The organism is Kitasatospora sp. NPDC023118, assembly GCF_055560875.1.
This window is the reverse complement of the sequence record NZ_JBVHHW010000014.1, coordinates 128,629-145,433: the sequence shown is the minus strand read 5'-3', so window position 1 is coordinate 145,433 and position 16,805 is coordinate 128,629. Positions and strand designations below refer to the sequence as shown.

Here is a 16,805-nt window from a genome sequence, read left to right as displayed (position 1 = left end):
CATTCACGAAGGAGATCCCATGCACGAACGAAATTCCAGCCGCAGGCCGCTGCCCGCGGTGCTCACCGCCGTGGTCGCGGCCGTGGCGGCACTGGCGGCGATGCTCGTCGCGACCCCCGCTCAGGCGGACACCAGCGGCGCCTTGCGCGGTACGGGTTCCGGTCGGTGCCTCGACGTGTCGAACGCCGACCGGAGCGACGGCGCATCCCTGCAGATCTTCGACTGCTCGGGCGGCACCAACCAGCTCTGGACATCGACGACCGGCAACCAGCTGACCGTGTACGGCAACAAGTGCCTGGACGTGCCGGGCCACGCCACCACGGCCGGTACCCGGGTGCAGATCTGGACCTGCAGCGGTGGCACGAACCAGCAGTGGCGGGTGAACTCCGACGGCACGATCGTCGGCGTCGAGTCCGGGCTGTGCCTGGACGTCACTGGTGCCGGCACCGCCAACGGCACGGCCGTGCAGATCTGGACGTGCAACGGCGGCAGCAACCAGAAGTGGACGGGCCTGTCCGGGACGTCGACCCCGCCGGGCGGCAGCTGTCCCCTGCCGTCGACGTACCGCTGGTCCTCGACGGGTGCGCTGGCGCAGCCCGCGAACGGGTGGGGTGCGCTGAAGGACTTCACCGACGTGGTCTACAACGGCAAGCACCTGGTCTACGCGTCGAACGTCACGGGGTCGTCGTACGGCTCGATGGCGTTCGCTCCCTTCACCAACTGGTCGGACATGGCCTCGGCCGGCCAGACCGGCATGAACCAGAACGCGGTGGCGCCCACCCTGTTCTACTTCGCGCCGAAGAACATCTGGGTGCTGGCGTACCAGTGGGGTCAGTGGCCGTTCATCTACCGCACCTCCAGCGACCCGACCAACCCCAACGGCTGGTCCGCGCCGCAGCCGCTGTTCACCGGCGGCATCCCCGGCGCCGCCCCGATCGACCAGACCCTGATCGCCGACGACCAGAACATGTACCTGTTCTTCGCCGGTGACAACGGCAGCATCTACCGCGCGAGCATGCCGATCGGGAACTTCCCCGGCAACTTCGGCTCCTCCTACACCACGGTCATGACCGACACCGTGAAGAACCTGTTCGAGGCGCCCCAGGTCTACAAAGTCCAGGGCCAGAACCAGTACCTCATGATCGTCGAAGCCCGCGGCGCGAACGAGCAGCGCTACTTCCGCTCGTTCACCGCCACCAGCCTGAGCGGTTCCTGGACCCCGCAGGCCGCCAGCGAGAGCAACCCGTTCGCGGGCAAGGCCAACAGCGGCGCCACCTGGACCAACGACATCAGCCACGGCGACCTGGTCCGCAACAACCCCGACCAGACCATGACCATCGACCCCTGCAACCTCCAGCTCCTCTACCAGGGCAAGTCCCCCACCGCGACCGGCCCCTACGACCAACTCCCCTGGCGGCCGGGCCTCCTCACCCTGCAACGCTGACCCACCTGATCCGGGGCGACGGCGATCGGGCGCGCCCGGCCGACACGCGGGCGTGCGAGGCACGGCACGAACGCCCCGCCCGCCGACCATCGATCATCGCGTGCAGAGGAACCCCAGCCGTGCGTCGGCTGGGGTTCCTCTGCACGCGGGATGCATCCGGGGTCGCTGGTTGGCACCGCGCCGCCGGTGGGGCGGGGCCTCCCTGGCCGATGGGCAAGCCCACGGGGGCCAGTGGCGGGGATTCCCAGGGCGCGCCGCGGTGCACGGGCCTCTGGACTTACTAGGACGTCCAACTATATGGTCGATGCCAGGTCCGCGGTGTCAGGGAAGCCGGTGTGAGTCCGGCACGGTCCCGCCACTGTGACCGGGGAGTTCGTCCTCGTGGATGACGGCCACTGGCAGCCAGCCGGGAAGGCCTGGGGGCGGGCGTGGATCCGGGAGTCAGGATACCGGCCGCGGGTGGTCCGTGTTTTCCACGAGGATGGAGACGACACGCATGACTCCGGGCTGCCTTTCCCGTTTCGCTGCCCCTTGCTCTGCCGTGCTGACCGTCGGGGCACAACTCCGCCCCTGACGCTGACGTCAACCGCCGAACTGCCGTAGGCGCCCACGACCGTGTGCCCGGACGGTGGCGGTGGTCTCTCCATTCCTCCTCTCCCCATCCACGATGAGAGAAGGAACCGATGGTCCGTGAACTGACCCATTTCGTCGGCGGCAAGCGCATCGCCGGGACGTCCGGCCGTTTCGGCGACGTGTACGACCCCAACACCGGCCGGGTGCAGGCCCGGGTGCCGCTGGCCGACCGGGCCGAGGTCGAGGCGGTGATCGCCGACGCCGCGCAGGCCCAGCCCGAGTGGGCCGCCTGGAACCCGCAGCGGCGGGCGCGGGTGCTGCTGCGCTTCCTGCAGCTGGTCGAGCAGGAGAAGGAGGACCTGGCCCGGCTGCTGTCCGCCGAGCACGGCAAGACCGTGGCCGACGCCCACGGCGACATCCAGCGCGGCCTGGAGGTCGTGGAGTTCGCCGCCGGGATCCCGCACCTGCTGAAGGGCGAGTTCAGCGACAACGCCGGCACCGGCATCGACGTGTACTCGATGCGCCAGCCACTCGGCGTGGTCGCGGGCATCACACCGTTCAACTTCCCGGCGATGATCCCGCTCTGGAAGGCCGCGCCCGCGCTGGCCTGCGGCAACGCCTTCGTCCTCAAGCCCTCCGAGCGCGACCCCTCGGTGCCGCTGCGCCTGGCCGAGCTCTTCCTCGAAGCGGGGCTTCCCCCGGGCGTGCTCAACGTCGTCAACGGCGACAAGGAGGCCGTGGACACGCTGCTGGAGGACCCACGGGTCGAGGCGCTCGGATTCGTCGGCTCGACCCCGATCGCCCAGTACGTCTACGCGACCGCGGCAGCGCGCGGCAAGCGCGCACAGTGCTTCGGCGGAGCGAAGAACCACATGATCGTGATGCCGGATGCCGATCTCGACCAGGCCGCCGACGCCCTCATCGGCGCCGGCTACGGCTCGGCCGGCGAACGCTGCATGGCGATCTCGGTCGCCGTCCCGGTGGGGGACGAGACCGCGGACGCGCTGGTGGCGAAGCTGGTCGAGCGGATCGCCGCGTTGAAGGTCGGCCGCTCGGACGACCCGGCGGCCGACTTCGGTCCGCTGGTCGGCCGCGACGCCCTGGAGCGCGTCCGCGGCTACCTGGACCTCGGGGTCCAGGAGGGAGCCGAACTCGTCGTGGACGGAAGGGACTTCCGCCTTCCCGGCCACGAGGAGGGCTATTTCCTCGGCGCCTCGCTGTTCGACCGGGTCACACCCGACATGCGGATCTACCGGGAGGAGATCTTCGGCCCGGTCCTGACCGTGGTCCGCGCCACTGACTACGAGGAGGCGCTGCGGCTGCCGAGTGAGCACGAGTTCGGCAACGGCGTGGCCATCTACACCCGGGACGGCGACACCGCCCGGGACTTCGCCCGCCGGGTGAACACCGGCATGGTCGGGGTCAACGTGCCGATCCCAGTGCCGATCGCGTACCACACCTTCGGCGGCTGGAAGCGCTCCGGCTTCGGCGACCTCAACCAGCACGGCCCGGACTCGATCCGCTTCTACACCCGCACCCGCACCGTCACCTCGCGCTGGCCCTCCGGGGTCAAGGAGGGCGCGAGCTTCACCATGCCGACGATGGGATGAGTACGGTGCACGCAAGCGATCTGACGGAGGACCAGCGCGCCATCGCGGAGGCGACCCGGGCCTTCGCCGACGAGTACCTCGCCCCGCACGCGGTGGCATGGGACCAGGACAAGCACTTCCCGGTCGACGTGCTGCGCAAGGCAGCGGACGTGGGCCTGGCCGGTGTGTACGTGCGCGAGGACGTCGGCGGATCGGGGCTCTCCCGACTGGACGGGGTCGTCGCCTTCGAGGCGCTCGCGACCGGCTGCCCGTCGATCGCCGCCTACCTGTCCATTCACAACATGGTCGGCTGGATGGTGGACCGCTACGGGACCGAGACGCAGCGTGCCCGCTGGCTGCCGGCGCTCTGCACCGCCGAACAGTTGGGCAGTTACTGCCTCACCGAGCCCGGCGCCGGCTCCGACGCCGCCGCGCTCACCACCCGGGCCGTGCGCGACGGCGACCAGTGGGTGCTGGACGGCGTCAAGCAGTTCATCTCCGGGGCGGGCACGTCCCAGGTGTACGTGGTGATGGCGCGGACCGGCGGCCCGGGGCCGGACGGCGTCTCCGCGTTCCTCGTGGACCGCGACGACCGGGGGCTGTCCTTCGGCCCGAACGAGCACAAGATGGGCTGGAACGCCCAGCCGACCCGGCAGGTGCTGCTGGACGGCGTCCGGCTGCCCGCTGACCGCCTGCTCGGAGCGGAGGGCGAGGGCTTCCGCATCGCCATGGGTGGCCTCAACGGCGGCCGGCTCGGCATCGCGGCCTGCTCGCTGGGCGGCGCCCAGAGTGCGTTGGAACGCGCGGTGGCCTATCTGGCCGACCGTGAGGCGTTCGGGGCCCGACTGCTGCACGCCCAGGCGCTGCAGTTCCGACTTGCCGACATGGCGACGGAGTTGGAGGCGGCGAGGGCGCTCGTGTGGCGCGCGGCGACCGCCCTGGACCGGGGCGACCGACGGGCACCGCAGCTGTGCGCGATGGCCAAACGGCACGCCACCGACACCGGCTTCGAGGTCGCCAACCAGGCGCTCCAACTGCACGGTGGCTACGGCTACCTCGCCGAGTACGGCATCGAGAAGATCGTCCGCGACCTGCGGGTGCACCAGATCCTGGAAGGAACCAACGAGATCATGCGCGTCATCGTCGCCCGCGGCCTGACCGGAGCCGCCTGATGACCGGGAACGACACCGAGGAGGTCCTCGTCCAGCGGGAGGGCCGGGCCGGGCTGATCGTCCTCAACCGGCCCGCCGCCCTGAACGCCCTCACCCACGGCATGGTGCGGACGATCTCGGAGGCCCTGGACGCGTGGGAGCAGGACGAGCGGGTCGACACCGTCGTCGTCACCGGCGCCGGCGACCGGGCCTTCTGCGCCGGCGGCGACATCGTCGCCATCCACCGCGCCGCCACCGGCGGCGACCCGGGCGCCGTCGAGGAGTTCTGGCGCGACGAGTACCGCCTCAACGCCCGGATCGCCCGGTACTCCAAGCCCTACGTCGCCGTCATGAGCGGCATCGTGATGGGCGGCGGGGTCGGGGTTTCCGCTCACGGCAGTGTCCGGATCGTCACCGAGACCACCCGGGTGGCCATGCCGGAGGCGGGGATCGGCTTCGTGCCCGACGTGGGCGGCACGTACCTGCTCGCCCTCGCCCCGGGCGAGCTGGGTACCCACCTCGCCCTGACCGCGGGTTCCGTCGGCGCCGCGGACGCGCTGCTCTGCGGGCTCGCCGACCACTTCGTGACGGCCGAGCGCCTCCCGGCTTTGCTCGACGACCTGGCCGAGCTGCCCGTGCACGACGCCCTCGAACGGCACGTCGAACCCGCACCGCCCGGCCGGCTGGACGGGCAGCGCGCGTGGATCGACAGCTGCTACGCGGCCGGCACCGTCGAGGAGATCCTCGACCGGCTGCGGGACAGCGGTGAACCCGAGGCGAAGAAGGCCGTGGACCGGATCATCGCCAACTCGCCCACAGCCGTGAAGGCGACGCTGGCGGCGTTGCGCCGGGCCCGTGAACTGGGGCCGCTGGAGGCGGTGCTGGACCAGGAGTACCGCACCTCCTGCGCGGCGCTCGCCACGCGGGACCTCGCGGAGGGCATCCGGGCCCAGGTGATCGACAAGGACCGTTCGCCGCAGTGGAGCCCGGACACGCTGAGTGCCGTCGAACCCGCCGCCGTGGCCCGCTACTTCGCCCCGCTCGGCGAGCGCGAGCTCGGCCTCGCCGCCACCACACCCCTGGAGCGCTGGTGACCCACAGCATCGGATTCATCGGACTGGGCAACATGGGCGGCCCGATGGCCGCCAACCTGGTCAAGGCCGGGCACCGGGTGACCGGCTACGATCTGGTGCCGGAGGCGTTGCGGCAGGCGGAGGAGGTCGGCATCCGCCCGGCGCAGTCCGCGGCCGAGGCGGCGAGCGAGGCCGACGTCGTCATCAGCATGCTGCCGGCCGGCCGCCACGTCCTGGCCGCCTACGCGGAGCTGCTGCCCGCCGCCAGCCCGGGAACGCTCTTCGTCGACTGCTCCACGATCGACGTCGCGGATGCCAGGGCGGCGCACGAGCTCGCGGTGAACGCCGGGCACCGCGCGGTGGACGCGCCGGTCTCCGGCGGGGTGGTCGGCGCGACGGCCGCGAGCCTCACCTTCATGGTCGGCGCGGAGAAGGAGCAGTTCGAGAGCGCCCGCCCGGTGCTGGAGGCGATGGGCCGCAAGGTGGTGCACTGCGGCGCGGCCGGCGCGGGGCAGGCGGCGAAGATCTGCAACAACATGATCCTCGGCATCTCGATGATCGCGGTCAGCGAGGCGTTCGTCCTCGGGGAGAGCCTGGGGCTCAGCCACCAGGCGCTGTTCGACGTCGCCTCGACGGCCTCCGGCCAGTGCTGGGCACTCACCACTAACTGTCCGGTCCCCGGACCGGTGCCGGCCAGTCCGGCGAACCGCGGGTACGCGGCCGGGTTCTCCGCCGCGCTGATGTCCAAGGACCTCGGACTGGCCGCCGGGGCCGCCGAGGCGGCGGGCCTGCCCACCGAGCTCGGACGCAGGGCAGCGCAGTTGTACGCGGACTTCGCGGCGGCCGAGGGTGCGGGCCTGGACTTCTCGGCGATCATCACCACTTTGAGGGAGGGCGGCAAGTGACCGGTTACGAGACGATCCTGGTCGAGCGCAAGGGACGGGTGGGGCTGATCACGCTCGACCGGCCGAAGGCGCTCAACGCGCTCAACACGCTCCTGATGAACGAAGTCGTCGCGGCGGCAACGGACTTCGACCGGGACCCGGACATCGGCTGTCTGGTGGTTACCGGCTCGGACAAGGCCTTCGCGGCCGGCGCCGACATCAAGGAGATGCAGCCCCTCGAGTTCGTCGACGCCTACCTCGGCGACTGGTTCGCCGCCTGGGACCGCTTCGCCACCCTGCGCAAGCCGGTCGTCGCGGCCGTCGCCGGCTACGCGCTGGGCGGCGGCTGCGAGCTGGCGATGATGTGCGACATCCTGCTGGCGGCGGACACCGCGAAGTTCGGACAGCCGGAGATCAAGCTCGGCGTCATCCCGGGCATCGGCGGCTCGCAGCGGCTGACCCGGGCGGTCGGCAAGGCGAAGGCGATGGAGCTGTGCCTGACCGGCCGGATGATGGGCGCCGAGGAGGCCGAGCGGGCCGGCCTGGTCTCCCGCATCGTCCCCGCCGACCAGCTGCTGGCCGAGGCCCTGGCCACCGCCGAGACCGTCGCGGCGATGTCCACCCCGGCGGCGATCATGCTCAAGGAGGCCGTCAACCGGTCGTACGAGACGACCCTCGCCGAGGGCGTCCGCTTCGAACGCCGCCTCTTCCACGCCACCTTCGCGACGGCTGATCAGAAGGAGGGCATGGCGGCCTTCGCGGAGAAGCGCCCGCCGGAGTTCCACAACCGCTGACGGCACCCGCGGTGCGCCGCCCTTCGTCCGGGGCGGCGCACCGCCCGTCAGCTCTCCGACCGCCGGAGCAGGTAGGTGTCCATGATCCAGCCCTTGCGCTTGCGGGCCCGCTCGCGCAGCTCGCGGATCCGCGGGGCGGCCTCGGCGAGCGGGCCGGCGACGAGGATCTCGTCAGGGGTGCCGAGGTAGGCGCCGTAGTGGATCTCCAGCCCCTCCGGGTCGATCTCGGTGAAGGCCGCCCGGCCGTCGAGCATCACCACCACGTCGTCCACGCCGTCGGGGAAGCCTTCGGCCAGGCGGCGGCCGGTGGTGATCTGGACCGGGCGGCCGACCCGGGTCAGCGTGGTGCGGTGACGGGCGGCGAGCGCGGAGACGCTGCTGATGCCCGGGATCACCTCGTAGTCGAACGCGACGGTCCCCCGGGCCCGGACGTCGGCCACCACGGCGATGACGCTGTCGTAGAGGCTCGGGTCGCCCCAGACCAGGAACGCCCCCGTCTCGCCCTCGCCGAGGTGTTCGGCGACCAGCCGCTCGACCAGGTCGGCACGGCGGCCGCGCCAGTCGTCCACGGCTGCCGCGTACGCGGGGGTGGTGCGGTCCCGCTCCGTGTCCGGCACCTCGACCACGCGATGTCCGGGCTGCCCGTGTTCGGTCAGGATCCGGCGACGCAGTCGGATCAGGTCCTGCCGTTCCTCGCTCTTGTCGAGGATGAAGAAGACGTCCGTGCGGGCGAGCGCCTTGACCGCCTGCAGGGTGAGGTGGTCGGGGTCGCCCGCGCCGATGCCGATGACGAGGATGTGCCGCATGGGAGGCATTCTGCCGCCCGCTCCGCTGCGGTCCCGTCCGACAGGCGGGGTGTGCCGGCGAACCTCGTTGGGTCCGCCGTGATGTGACGCACGATCCCTTGACCCGATCTTTTCCGTTTCGCCATGATGAGCCGTCACGTTGTGACTCCGTCGATGGGGGAAGTCCGGTCCGAGTCCGGCGCTGACCCGCAACGGTAGGCCGCCGACGTCATGTCGGTGGCGAGCCCGAGTACCCGTCGGCGGGGATGTGTCGTCCCCTCCTCCCGTCGTGGTCTGCGGGCCGGAGCTCCGAGGGCTGCCCGGCGTGTTGCCGACGTCCTCCGGGCCCCTGCGTCCAGGCCCGGAAAGGCACCCATGCCCGCGCTCCGCCGCACCCTCGGTCTGCTCGCGATACCCGCCCTGGCGCTCGCCACCGCGCTCCCGGTGGCGACCGCCGCCCACGCCGACACGACGTCCTCCCGGACCGTTCGTCCCGACGCCGCCGCGGGCGGCTGGCTGGCCCGCCAGCTCGTGGACGGCGACCACTTCGAGTCCGTCTTCAACGGCACCACCTACCCCGACCAGGGCCTGACCATCGACGCCGTGCTGGCGTTCGCCGCCTCGCACAGCTCCGACGAGGCTGCCGCGAAGGCCACCGCCTGGCTGGCGAAGCCCGAGATCATCTCCGGTTACCTGGGCGACGGCACCACCGAGGCCTACGCGAGCGCCACCGCGAAGCTGCTGCTCGCCGTCGAGGTACGCGGAGGGAACCCGGCGTCCTTCGGGGGCGTCGACCTGCCGGCCCGGCTGCGCTCGCTCCAGACCGCCGAAGGACGGTTCTCCGACCGCTCGCAGTGGGGCGACTACAGCAACGCCTTCGGCCAGTCCCTCGCCCTGATCGCCCTGCACCGCACCCCCGGCGGCGCCCCCGCCGAGGCCGTCGACTTCCTGGCGAACAGCCAGTGCGTGGACGGCGGTTACCCGGTCTCCTTCGGCCAGCCCACCTGCACCAGTGACCCCGACGCCACCGCGCTCGCCGCCCAAGCCCTCGCCGCCACCGGCCGCACCGCCAAGGCGGACACCGGCCTCACCTGGCTGACCTCCCACCAGAACGCCGACGGCGGCTTCGCGGCCGCCGGGGCGACCGCCTCCAACGCCAACACCACCGGCCTGGCCACCCAGGCACTGCTCGCCGGTGGGCGCCTCGGTGCCGGCCTCAAGGGCTGGAGCCGGCTGGTGAAGTTCCAGCAGGGCTGCTCCGCCGACCCGGCGGTGCGCGGCGCGGTCGCCTACGACGCATCCGGCTTCAACGCGGGCAACGGCGCCCGGGCCACCGCGCAGGCCGTCCTCGGCCTGGCCGGCACCCCGCTGGCCACCCTCTCTGCCGCCGGGGCGCGCCCGGACGCACCCACCCTGGCCTGCCCGGCCCCGGCCACCCGCTGACACGTCGAACCCCTGATCCCACGAGGAGAGTTCCGATGACCGACACCCCCAGCCCGGCCCGACCGGCCCGCCGCACGCTCGGGTCGATCGCCGCGGCCGCGGCCCTCACCGCCGGCCTGCTCGGCGTCTCCGCCGTCCAGGCCCCGCAGGCCCGGGCCGCCGCCTGCGACGGCACCACCGGCGTCACCGTCGTGGTCGACTTCACTGCCGTCGGCGGCGGCATCGAGACCGGCTGCGCCCCCGGCGACCCCGCCAACGGGCTCGCCGCGCTCACCGGCGCCGGGTTCTCGTACGCCTTCCACCCCCGCTTCCCGGGCTTCGTCTGCAAGATCAACGCACTGCCCGCCACCTGCACCAACCCGACCGGCAGCGCCTACTGGTCGTACTGGCACGCCCAGCACGGCGGACCGTGGTCGTACAGCAGCCTGGGCGCGGGCAGCTACAACCCGGCGCCCGGCGACGTCGAGGGCTGGTCGTTCGGCGCCGGCGCCCAGCCGGGCATCACGGCCCCCTGACACGTGGCAAGCCGGCGCCCGGGCTCCATGAGGGAGGACGGGGCGCCGGCGTCCCGGGCTCATCCGTCGTGGGACGCTTGCCGTCGTCGGACGAGGTGACCGACGAGCAGCACAGTGACGACCGCAGCCACGGTGAACAGCAGGGTGTCGGCCACGATTCCCGAAGTGGTCAGCCACGCTGGTTCATTGCCGTCCGGCAGGCTCGTCCCGGCGAACAGCCCACCGACTTCGGTCAGCAGCTCTCGTACGAGGTAGACGGCAGCCAGTTACGGCGAGCCCGACGGGCAGGGTGAGGACGATCGACGCGAGGTAGAAGCGTCCGTTCTCCGTCAGCCCGCCCTGAGTGGCCAGGGCGGCGATCAGGGCGACGAAGCAGCCCGCCGCCCACCTGGAAGCACTCATCGGTACCCATCCCCCTGTTGTGCGGCCCGGGCGCGGAGCCCCCGGGCCGTCGTGATTCGTCCGGTGCCGACGCGGATCGACCGGCGATCGGCCGCGCCCGTGCGGTCAGCTGCCGTAGCGCAGCGACACGGTGTCGCCGAGGTGGACGGTGCTGGCCCGGGTGGCGGCCGTGGCGGTGGCGCCGTCCAGGCTGACCTTCCAGGTGGAGGAGCCGCTGTTGGCGGTGCCGTTGAGCGCGGTGACGGTTCCGCCGCCGGTGGACGGGGTGACGGAAGTGACGCAGCCGCCGGGAACGGCAGTAGCCGCCGCGTCGAGGACGTCACCGAGGGTCGCGGTGGTGCCGGTCGGAGCGAGGGTGACGGCGCAGACCTTGAGGGCGCCGGTGCCGTCGTCGACGACCAGGGCGAGCTTCGCCGCGGTGCCGGCGGTGAAGCCGGTGGTGGCGGCCCACGTCGGTTCGCCGGCGGCGGTCGGGGTGGGCGGGGTGGCGGTGAACCCGGCGCCGGCGACGGCGCGCAGGCCGTCGACGGAGGCGTAGGGGGACGGAGTGGTGTCGGTGGGCAGGTACTTGAAGCCGCCGCCGGGCTTGAACTGCTGGGCGATGAGGAAGTCGATCGGGGTCTTGCCGGTGCCGCTGGTGAAGTCGGCTCCCTGGGGGTTGATGCCGCAGGCGTTGAGGCCGGACACGGCCCAGCCGTTGGAGTCGGTGTTCACACCGAACATGGCGTTGAAGGCGCCGGAGGAGGCGAGCTTGCCCTTGAGGAAGTTCTTGGCGGCGACGATCGCGGGATCGGTGTTGGGCACGCCGGCGGCGCACAGCGAGGCCATGGCGGCGCCGGTCATGTCGATGTCGCTGCCCTGCGCGAGCGCGGTCGGGTCGCCGGCGGCCTTGCTGTAGTTCCAGCCGCCGTCGTTGTGCTGGTTGGCGCGCACCACGGCGCCGGAGGCGTTCAGCAGTGCCTGCGGGGCGCGCTGGGTGCCCGCCTGGGTCTTGGCGCCCGCCAGGGCGAGCAGACCGAAGACGGTGCCGTTGAAGTTGGCGGACGGGCCGTAGTAGCCAGGTTCGGCGGCCTGCCAGTAGGCGGCGAGGTCGGCGAGGAGGTTGCGGCCCGGGCCGACGCGAGCGGGGTCGATGCCGGCGGCGTAGGCGTTGAGGATGCCGCGCTCGTAGTCCGTGACGACCGGCGAGCCGCTGGGCCATGTGGGTGCGGCGAGCTGATTGCGGTAGACGAGGCGGGCGTTCTTGCTCGTGTCACCACCGGGGGCGACGTCGACGGCGGCCGTGCCGGCGGCCGCCAGCGCACTGAAGGCCCACTCGTTGGAGAGTCCGCCGCCGGTGACGAAGCTGCCGTCGGCGGCCTGGAGGGACCTCAGGTAGGTGACGCCGGTGCTCTTGGAGGTGGCTATCTGGGTGGGACTGGCCGTCGCGTGGGCGGGAACGGCTGAGAGCAGCAGGGCTCCGGCCGTCAGCGCGACGGTGACGGCGGAGGCGGTACGGGTCGAGGTGGTCCGCGAGGGGGCCGGGAAGGACACGGGACGGGCTCCTTGGGCTGGCGGGCGTCGACCCTGCCCCGGAGTCCGGGCGTCCGTTCGGAAGCGCGCCTGCCGGAGCGGCCGCCGCCCGGATCGCGTGGGCCGGCTTTCGCCGTGGTGCACGGTCGGGCGGGCATTCGGGCTCGGGACGGCTCGACCGCCACCCCACACCGCTGCGCGTCAGCCCCGGGTTCGCACCGGGTTCCCCCACTCGGCCACCGCGGACGCTACCGCACGGCGGACCGGTCGACGAGGTGGTGTGACCTACCTGACGACCCGTTGACTCCCCATTGACCGGCGTGGTCTGATGAACTGGTTTTTTACCCTCGGCATCCAGGGGAAGCCGGTCCAACTCCGGCGCTGACCCGCAACCGTAGACCCACCTCGGTGGGTGAGCCGGAATGCCTGGACCGGGGGTCTGTTCACACAGCACTTGCGTCGTCGCGGACTACGACGCAGCTCTTGACGGCCCCGTGTCTCCGGGGGGCCGTCGGCTGCGCCATGGTCTCCCGCGTCGACCGACGAGGGGGTCGTCGTGAGGGTCAGCAGCAGTCGCACACGTCACAGAAACCGGGACCTCGCGTCCCTGATGGTCGCCGGAACCGTCGCGGCCGCCGCCTGCGGAACGGTCCTGCTCGGACACCCCGGTACCGCCGCCGCCGACCCGATCGAGCAGTGCACCGCGACGACGGGCGCGATCGTCGCGGTCGATTTCAGCCACTGGGGCGGCGGTGTCGTCCGGGGCTGCGACGCCCACCCCACGACGGGGATGAACCTGCTGCACACCGCGGGGTTCACCACCACCGGAACCGAGCACGACGGTCCGGCCTTCATCTGTCGGCTGGGCACCGGAACCTTCAACGGCGGCGTCCAGTACCCGACGCCGGCCGAGGAGCCGTGCGTCAACACCCCGCAGGCCACCGCGTACTGGTCGTACTGGATCGCCGCACCCGGCCAAGAGAGCTGGTCGTACAGCCAGTTCGGCGCCGGCACGCAGAAGCCCAAGCCCGGCGAGGTCGAGGCCTGGGTGTACGGCGGCACCGACATCGGCGGCACCAGTGGAGCACCGACCTTCACCCCGGACTCGGTCCGGGCCAAGTACGGCAGTTCCTCGCCCTCGCCTTCGAACTCGCCCTCGCCCTCGCCCTCGCCCACAGTCACCCCGACCCCATCGCCGACCGGCCCGCCGACCGCCGCCGGCGACGCGGCGACTGCCGCCGCCTGGCTCGTCGGGCAGCTCGTCGGCGGCGACCACATGGAGAACTGGGCCGCCCCGGGGCCGGACTACCCACGGACCGCCCTCACCGCCATCGCGCTCGCCGCCGCCGGCACCCAGGATCCGGCGCTCCGCCAGCTGGTCGGCTTCCTCGCCGCCCATACCGACGCGTTCCTCCTGCCCGACGGCCCGACCGGCAAGCCCGATTCGCGGGCCGCCGCACTGCTGGCGCTCGTCGCCGAGAGCACCGGTGGCGATCCCCGCTCCTTCGGCGGCCGTGACCTGATCGCCGCGCTGACCGACCACGTCTGCACGGCGGCCGGGGAGAACGGGAACTGCACCGCCACCGGGGACTTCCTCGGCGCGGCCTCGCCCTGGGTCCAGGCGCTGGGTGTCATCGCCCTGCAGCGTGCCGGTGTCGCGCCCCCCGCGTCGGCCCTCGCCCGCTTCACGGCCCTCCAGTGCGCAGACGGTGGAATCGCCGGGTCGATGATCGTGGCCGGCGGCAACTGCGAATCCGATCCGCTCAACACCGCCGTCACCGTCCTCGCGCTGCGCACGGCCCCCGGGTACGAGACGACGGCGAAGAAGGCCGCGGACCAGCTCGCGGCGAGCCAGCAGGCCGACGGCTCCTTCGTCCCGTACCTCGGTGCCCCCGGCGACACGGTCAGCACCGCGAGCGCCGCCCAGGCGTTCCGGGCCACCGGCCAGGGCGCCCGGCAGGCCACCGCCAAGGCCTGGCTCGCCACCCGACAGGGCAAGGACGGCGGCTTCGGGCCCGACGCGTCCACCCCCGACCCGGACGCCGCCGCCACCGAGCAGGCGATCCTGGCCCTGACGGGGACCGACCTCACCACCGTCCGGCACAACCCCGACGGCGCCACCACGACACCGACCCCGCCCACCGGGCGCACCCCCGACCTGGGCAAGGGCAGCACCTACCTGACCGATCCGGCCCGGCTGATCGGCGGTCACTACTACGAGGCCTTCCCGACCTTCGCCGACTTCGGCCTCACCATCGACGGGGCCTACGCCCTCGCGGCGACCGGTACCGATGACGCCGCGCTGCGCAAGATCGTCGACTTCCTGGACCAGCAGGGCAAGGACCCAAACGAGCGGACCGTCAACGACTGGACCGCCGTCGGCACCGAGTACGCGGGCGGCGGCTCGATCGGCAAGGAGGCGCTGCTCGCCGAGATCGTCGGCCGCAACCCGCGAGCCTTCGGCGGCCACGACCTGATCGCCGCCCTCACCCAAGCTCTCTGCGTCAAGGCCGACCAGAACACCGGCTGCGCGGCACCCGGCAACTACACTTACGCGACCTCGGTGTTCTCCCAGTCGCTGGGCATCATCGCCCAGCTCCGGGCCGGGGACTCCACCAACGCCGCTCCCGCGATCGCCTACCTCAAGAGCCTCCAGCACCCGGACGGTTCGTGGCCGAGCCTGATCCCCGCCACCGGCGACTCCGACGTGGACAGCACCGCGATGGCCGTCATGGCCCTCGCCCTCGTCCCCGGCGACGAGGCCGCCCGAGCCGTCGACAAGGGGCTCACCTGGCTCGCCGCCCAGCAGCTGCCCGACGGCGGCTTCCCCGGCGCGGCCGGCGACTCGACCAACTCGGCTGCCCTCGCCGTCCAGGGCATGACGCTGCGCAAGGCCACCTACGGCGGGCAGATCGCCAAGGCGCTCGACTTCCTCGCTGGCCAGCAGAACGGCGACGGCGGGTTCAACGTCGCGTCCGCCGGGCAGCAGGGCTCGGACGTCCGCGCGTCCACCCAGGTGATCGGCGGTGCCACCGGGATCTCCTTCGGCACGCTGTCCAGGAACCTCGGAGGCACGCCGACTCCGACGCCCACTCCGACCGGCTCGCCGACCGGCACGCCGACCGGGACCCCCACCGGCACGCCGACCGGGACCCCCACTGGCACGCCGACCGGCACGCCGAGCCCGACGGGCTCGCCCACCCCCACCGGGTCCACCTCGTCCACCGCCGCTCCCGCGACCAGCGGCGGCCCGATCACCTGGCCGGCCGACGGCATCGATGCCCCGGCCGGAGGCGGCGGTGCCCCCGCCGAGGGCGTGGCGGCGCGGACCGGTTCCGGCAACCTGGCCAGCACCGGTACCCCGGCGCTGGCCCTGACCACGGGCGCCGGTCTGCTGACCGCCCTCGGCGCCGCGGCCGTCATCCTCGCCCGTCGCCGCAACACGGCCGCTCCGGGGCGTCACCGGTGAGCCGCGGACTCGGTGAGCGGCTCGCCCGGCTGTCCGGGGCGGCGGCGCTGACCTTCGCGCTCGCCTTCGGCGGCGTCGCCGTGGGCGCGGCCCCGGCTGCTGCGGCGCCGTTACCGATGGATCAGTGCACCACGACCTCCGGGGTCGTACTCGCGGTGGACTTCGGGAAGTGGGGCGGCCCGCTGCTGCGCTCCTGCGGGACCACCCCGACCACCGGCTACGCCCTGCTCAACCAGGGCGGCTGGAAGACCACTGGAACCGGGCACGACGGTCCGGCGTTCATCTGCCGGATCGGCTACAGCGGCTTCCAGGGCGGCAAGCAGTACCCGACGCCGGACCAGGAGAAGTGCGTCCTGACACCCCCGGCCACAGCCTACTGGTCGTACTGGCACGCCGATCCGGGCCAGAACACGTGGTCTTACAGCCAGCTCGGCGCGATGCTGTACCAGCCGAAGCCCGGCAGCGTGGACCTGTGGATCTTCGGCGGTACGAACATCGAGGGCACCGCGGGGCGCCCGGCCTTCTCGCCGGACAGCGTCCGGGCGCACAACTCCAGCCCCGGTGGGCAGCCGGCCGACCCCGGCGGCCAGGGCACCACGGGCGGCTCCGGCGGTGCCTCGGGAGGCTCTGGCGGCTCCAGCGGCGGTTCGACGGGTGCCACCGGTACGGCCGGCGGCAGCGGCTCGAACGGCAGCACCGGCAGTACGGGCGGGGCGGGCACGACCGGCGGTACCGGCACGAGCGGTGGCGCCGGGACCGGCCGGGCCCCGGCCCCCGCCAAACCCCCGGCGGGCGGAGCCCGTCCGCCCGCGCCCGGCACACCGCCGGGGGCCGGCACCGCCGGCACCCCCGAGGACGGCATCACCCCGCCGGGCGCGCCCGAGCCCACACCGGTGCCCGCCACACCGGTGCCGGTCGACCCGCCCACCACGCCGCCGACGGATACCCCGACCGATCAGCCGACCCCACAGACGGCGGAGGCCGCGGCCGCGCCGACGGCCACCCCCGCCGTACCGGGAGGAGTGGTGAACGCCGACCCGGTGGCGGACGCACCGCACGACTCCGGCTCGATGATCCCCGCCGTACTCGGAACCATCCTCGTCGTGGTGCTCGGTGTGGCCACCCTGGTCGCCGCGCGCCGCCGCCGGCGACGGGCGGAGTGATCCGGTGA

General features: G+C 72.8%; 12 protein-coding genes and 4 riboswitches. Of the genes, 10 read left to right on the top strand and 2 right to left on the bottom strand.

Annotation, left to right across the window (positions count from 1 at the left end; all coding sequences use genetic code 11):
- Positions 1-19 precede the first annotated feature (19 nt).
- The 6 genes from ACZ3UD_RS20115 to ACZ3UD_RS20090 all read left to right on the top strand — a co-directional run bounded on the left by ACZ3UD_RS20115 (position 20) and on the right by ACZ3UD_RS20090 (position 7,508).
- Positions 20-1,444, top strand: coding sequence for a non-reducing end alpha-L-arabinofuranosidase family hydrolase (locus ACZ3UD_RS20115; RefSeq protein ID WP_465589063.1), 1,425 nt, complete (start codon positions 20-22; stop codon positions 1,442-1,444).
- A 279-nt stretch (positions 1,445-1,723) separates the two neighbouring features.
- Positions 1,724-1,916: riboswitch (cobalamin riboswitch) on the top strand.
- A 211-nt stretch (positions 1,917-2,127) separates the two neighbouring features.
- Positions 2,128-3,627: a CoA-acylating methylmalonate-semialdehyde dehydrogenase gene (locus ACZ3UD_RS20110; protein ID WP_465589060.1), complete on the top strand. Its 1,500-nt coding sequence runs from the start codon at positions 2,128-2,130 to the stop codon at positions 3,625-3,627.
- On the top strand, positions 3,624-4,778 hold the full coding sequence (locus tag ACZ3UD_RS20105; protein WP_465589057.1) for an acyl-CoA dehydrogenase family protein: 1,155 nt from the start codon (positions 3,624-3,626) through the stop codon (positions 4,776-4,778). Before ACZ3UD_RS20110 ends, ACZ3UD_RS20105 begins: the two co-directional genes overlap by 4 nt.
- Positions 4,778-5,851 (top strand): enoyl-CoA hydratase/isomerase family protein, encoded by a 1,074-nt coding sequence (locus ACZ3UD_RS20100; RefSeq protein WP_465589054.1) that lies wholly within the window; start codon positions 4,778-4,780, stop codon positions 5,849-5,851. Before ACZ3UD_RS20105 ends, ACZ3UD_RS20100 begins: the two co-directional genes overlap by 1 nt.
- Complete coding sequence (gene mmsB / locus ACZ3UD_RS20095; protein ID WP_465589051.1) at positions 5,848-6,735, top strand: 3-hydroxyisobutyrate dehydrogenase; 888 nt, start codon at positions 5,848-5,850, stop codon at positions 6,733-6,735. The genes ACZ3UD_RS20100 and mmsB overlap by 4 nt, the downstream gene beginning before the upstream one ends.
- A complete protein-coding gene (locus ACZ3UD_RS20090; RefSeq protein WP_465589048.1) occupies positions 6,732-7,508 on the top strand; it encodes an enoyl-CoA hydratase in 777 nt (258 codons plus the stop codon). The genes mmsB and ACZ3UD_RS20090 overlap by 4 nt, the downstream gene beginning before the upstream one ends.
- Positions 7,509-7,555: 47 nt before the next feature.
- Here ACZ3UD_RS20090 and cobF read toward each other — a convergent pair whose 3' ends face one another.
- Positions 7,556-8,314: a precorrin-6A synthase (deacetylating) gene (gene cobF / locus ACZ3UD_RS20085; RefSeq protein ID WP_465589045.1), complete on the bottom strand. Its 759-nt coding sequence runs from the start codon at positions 8,312-8,314 to the stop codon at positions 7,556-7,558.
- Positions 8,315-8,448: 134 nt separating this feature from the next.
- Positions 8,449-8,569: riboswitch (cobalamin riboswitch) on the top strand.
- 99 nt (positions 8,570-8,668) lie between these two features.
- Between cobF and ACZ3UD_RS20080 the strand changes: the two genes are divergently transcribed.
- On the top strand, positions 8,669-9,736 hold the full coding sequence (locus ACZ3UD_RS20080) for a peptidase (protein WP_465589042.1): 1,068 nt from the start codon (positions 8,669-8,671) through the stop codon (positions 9,734-9,736).
- Positions 9,737-9,771: 35 nt separating this feature from the next.
- Positions 9,772-10,251, top strand: a complete 480-nt coding sequence (locus tag ACZ3UD_RS20075; RefSeq protein ID WP_465589039.1) for a flagellar hook-length control protein FliK — start codon at positions 9,772-9,774, stop codon at positions 10,249-10,251.
- A gap of 507 nt (positions 10,252-10,758) precedes the next feature.
- Here the strand turns inward: ACZ3UD_RS20075 and ACZ3UD_RS20070 are convergent.
- Positions 10,759-12,186 carry a prenyltransferase/squalene oxidase repeat-containing protein gene (locus tag ACZ3UD_RS20070; protein WP_465589037.1) on the bottom strand — a complete coding sequence of 476 codons (1,428 nt, stop codon included), beginning with the start codon at positions 12,184-12,186 and terminating at the stop codon, positions 10,759-10,761.
- 131 nt (positions 12,187-12,317) lie between these two features.
- A riboswitch (cobalamin riboswitch) is annotated at positions 12,318-12,394 on the bottom strand.
- A gap of 75 nt (positions 12,395-12,469) precedes the next feature.
- Positions 12,470-12,587: riboswitch (cobalamin riboswitch) on the top strand.
- A gap of 188 nt (positions 12,588-12,775) precedes the next feature.
- Here ACZ3UD_RS20070 and ACZ3UD_RS20065 point away from each other — a divergent pair.
- Entirely contained in the window at positions 12,776-15,634 is a 2,859-nt protein-coding gene (locus ACZ3UD_RS20065; protein ID WP_465589034.1) for a prenyltransferase/squalene oxidase repeat-containing protein, read from the top strand.
- Positions 15,631-16,797, top strand: a complete 1,167-nt coding sequence (locus ACZ3UD_RS20060; protein ID WP_465589031.1) for a hypothetical protein — start codon at positions 15,631-15,633, stop codon at positions 16,795-16,797. Before ACZ3UD_RS20065 ends, ACZ3UD_RS20060 begins: the two co-directional genes overlap by 4 nt.
- The last annotated feature ends 8 nt before the right edge of the window (positions 16,798-16,805 follow it).

Coding starts and splice junctions, on each gene's coding strand:
- ACZ3UD_RS20100 (WP_465589054.1), top strand. CDS start 4,778: ATGACCGGGAACGACACCGAGGAGGTCCTCGTCCAGCGGGAGGGCCGG.
- ACZ3UD_RS20065 (WP_465589034.1), top strand. CDS start 12,776: ATGGTCGCCGGAACCGTCGCGGCCGCCGCCTGCGGAACGGTCCTGCTC.
- ACZ3UD_RS20075 (WP_465589039.1), top strand. CDS start 9,772: ATGACCGACACCCCCAGCCCGGCCCGACCGGCCCGCCGCACGCTCGGG.
- ACZ3UD_RS20105 (WP_465589057.1), top strand. CDS start 3,624: ATGAGTACGGTGCACGCAAGCGATCTGACGGAGGACCAGCGCGCCATC.
- ACZ3UD_RS20110 (WP_465589060.1), top strand. CDS start 2,128: ATGGTCCGTGAACTGACCCATTTCGTCGGCGGCAAGCGCATCGCCGGG.
- cobF (WP_465589045.1), bottom strand. CDS start 8,314: ATGCGGCACATCCTCGTCATCGGCATCGGCGCGGGCGACCCCGACCAC.
- ACZ3UD_RS20115 (WP_465589063.1), top strand. CDS start 20: ATGCACGAACGAAATTCCAGCCGCAGGCCGCTGCCCGCGGTGCTCACC.
- ACZ3UD_RS20080 (WP_465589042.1), top strand. CDS start 8,669: ATGCCCGCGCTCCGCCGCACCCTCGGTCTGCTCGCGATACCCGCCCTG.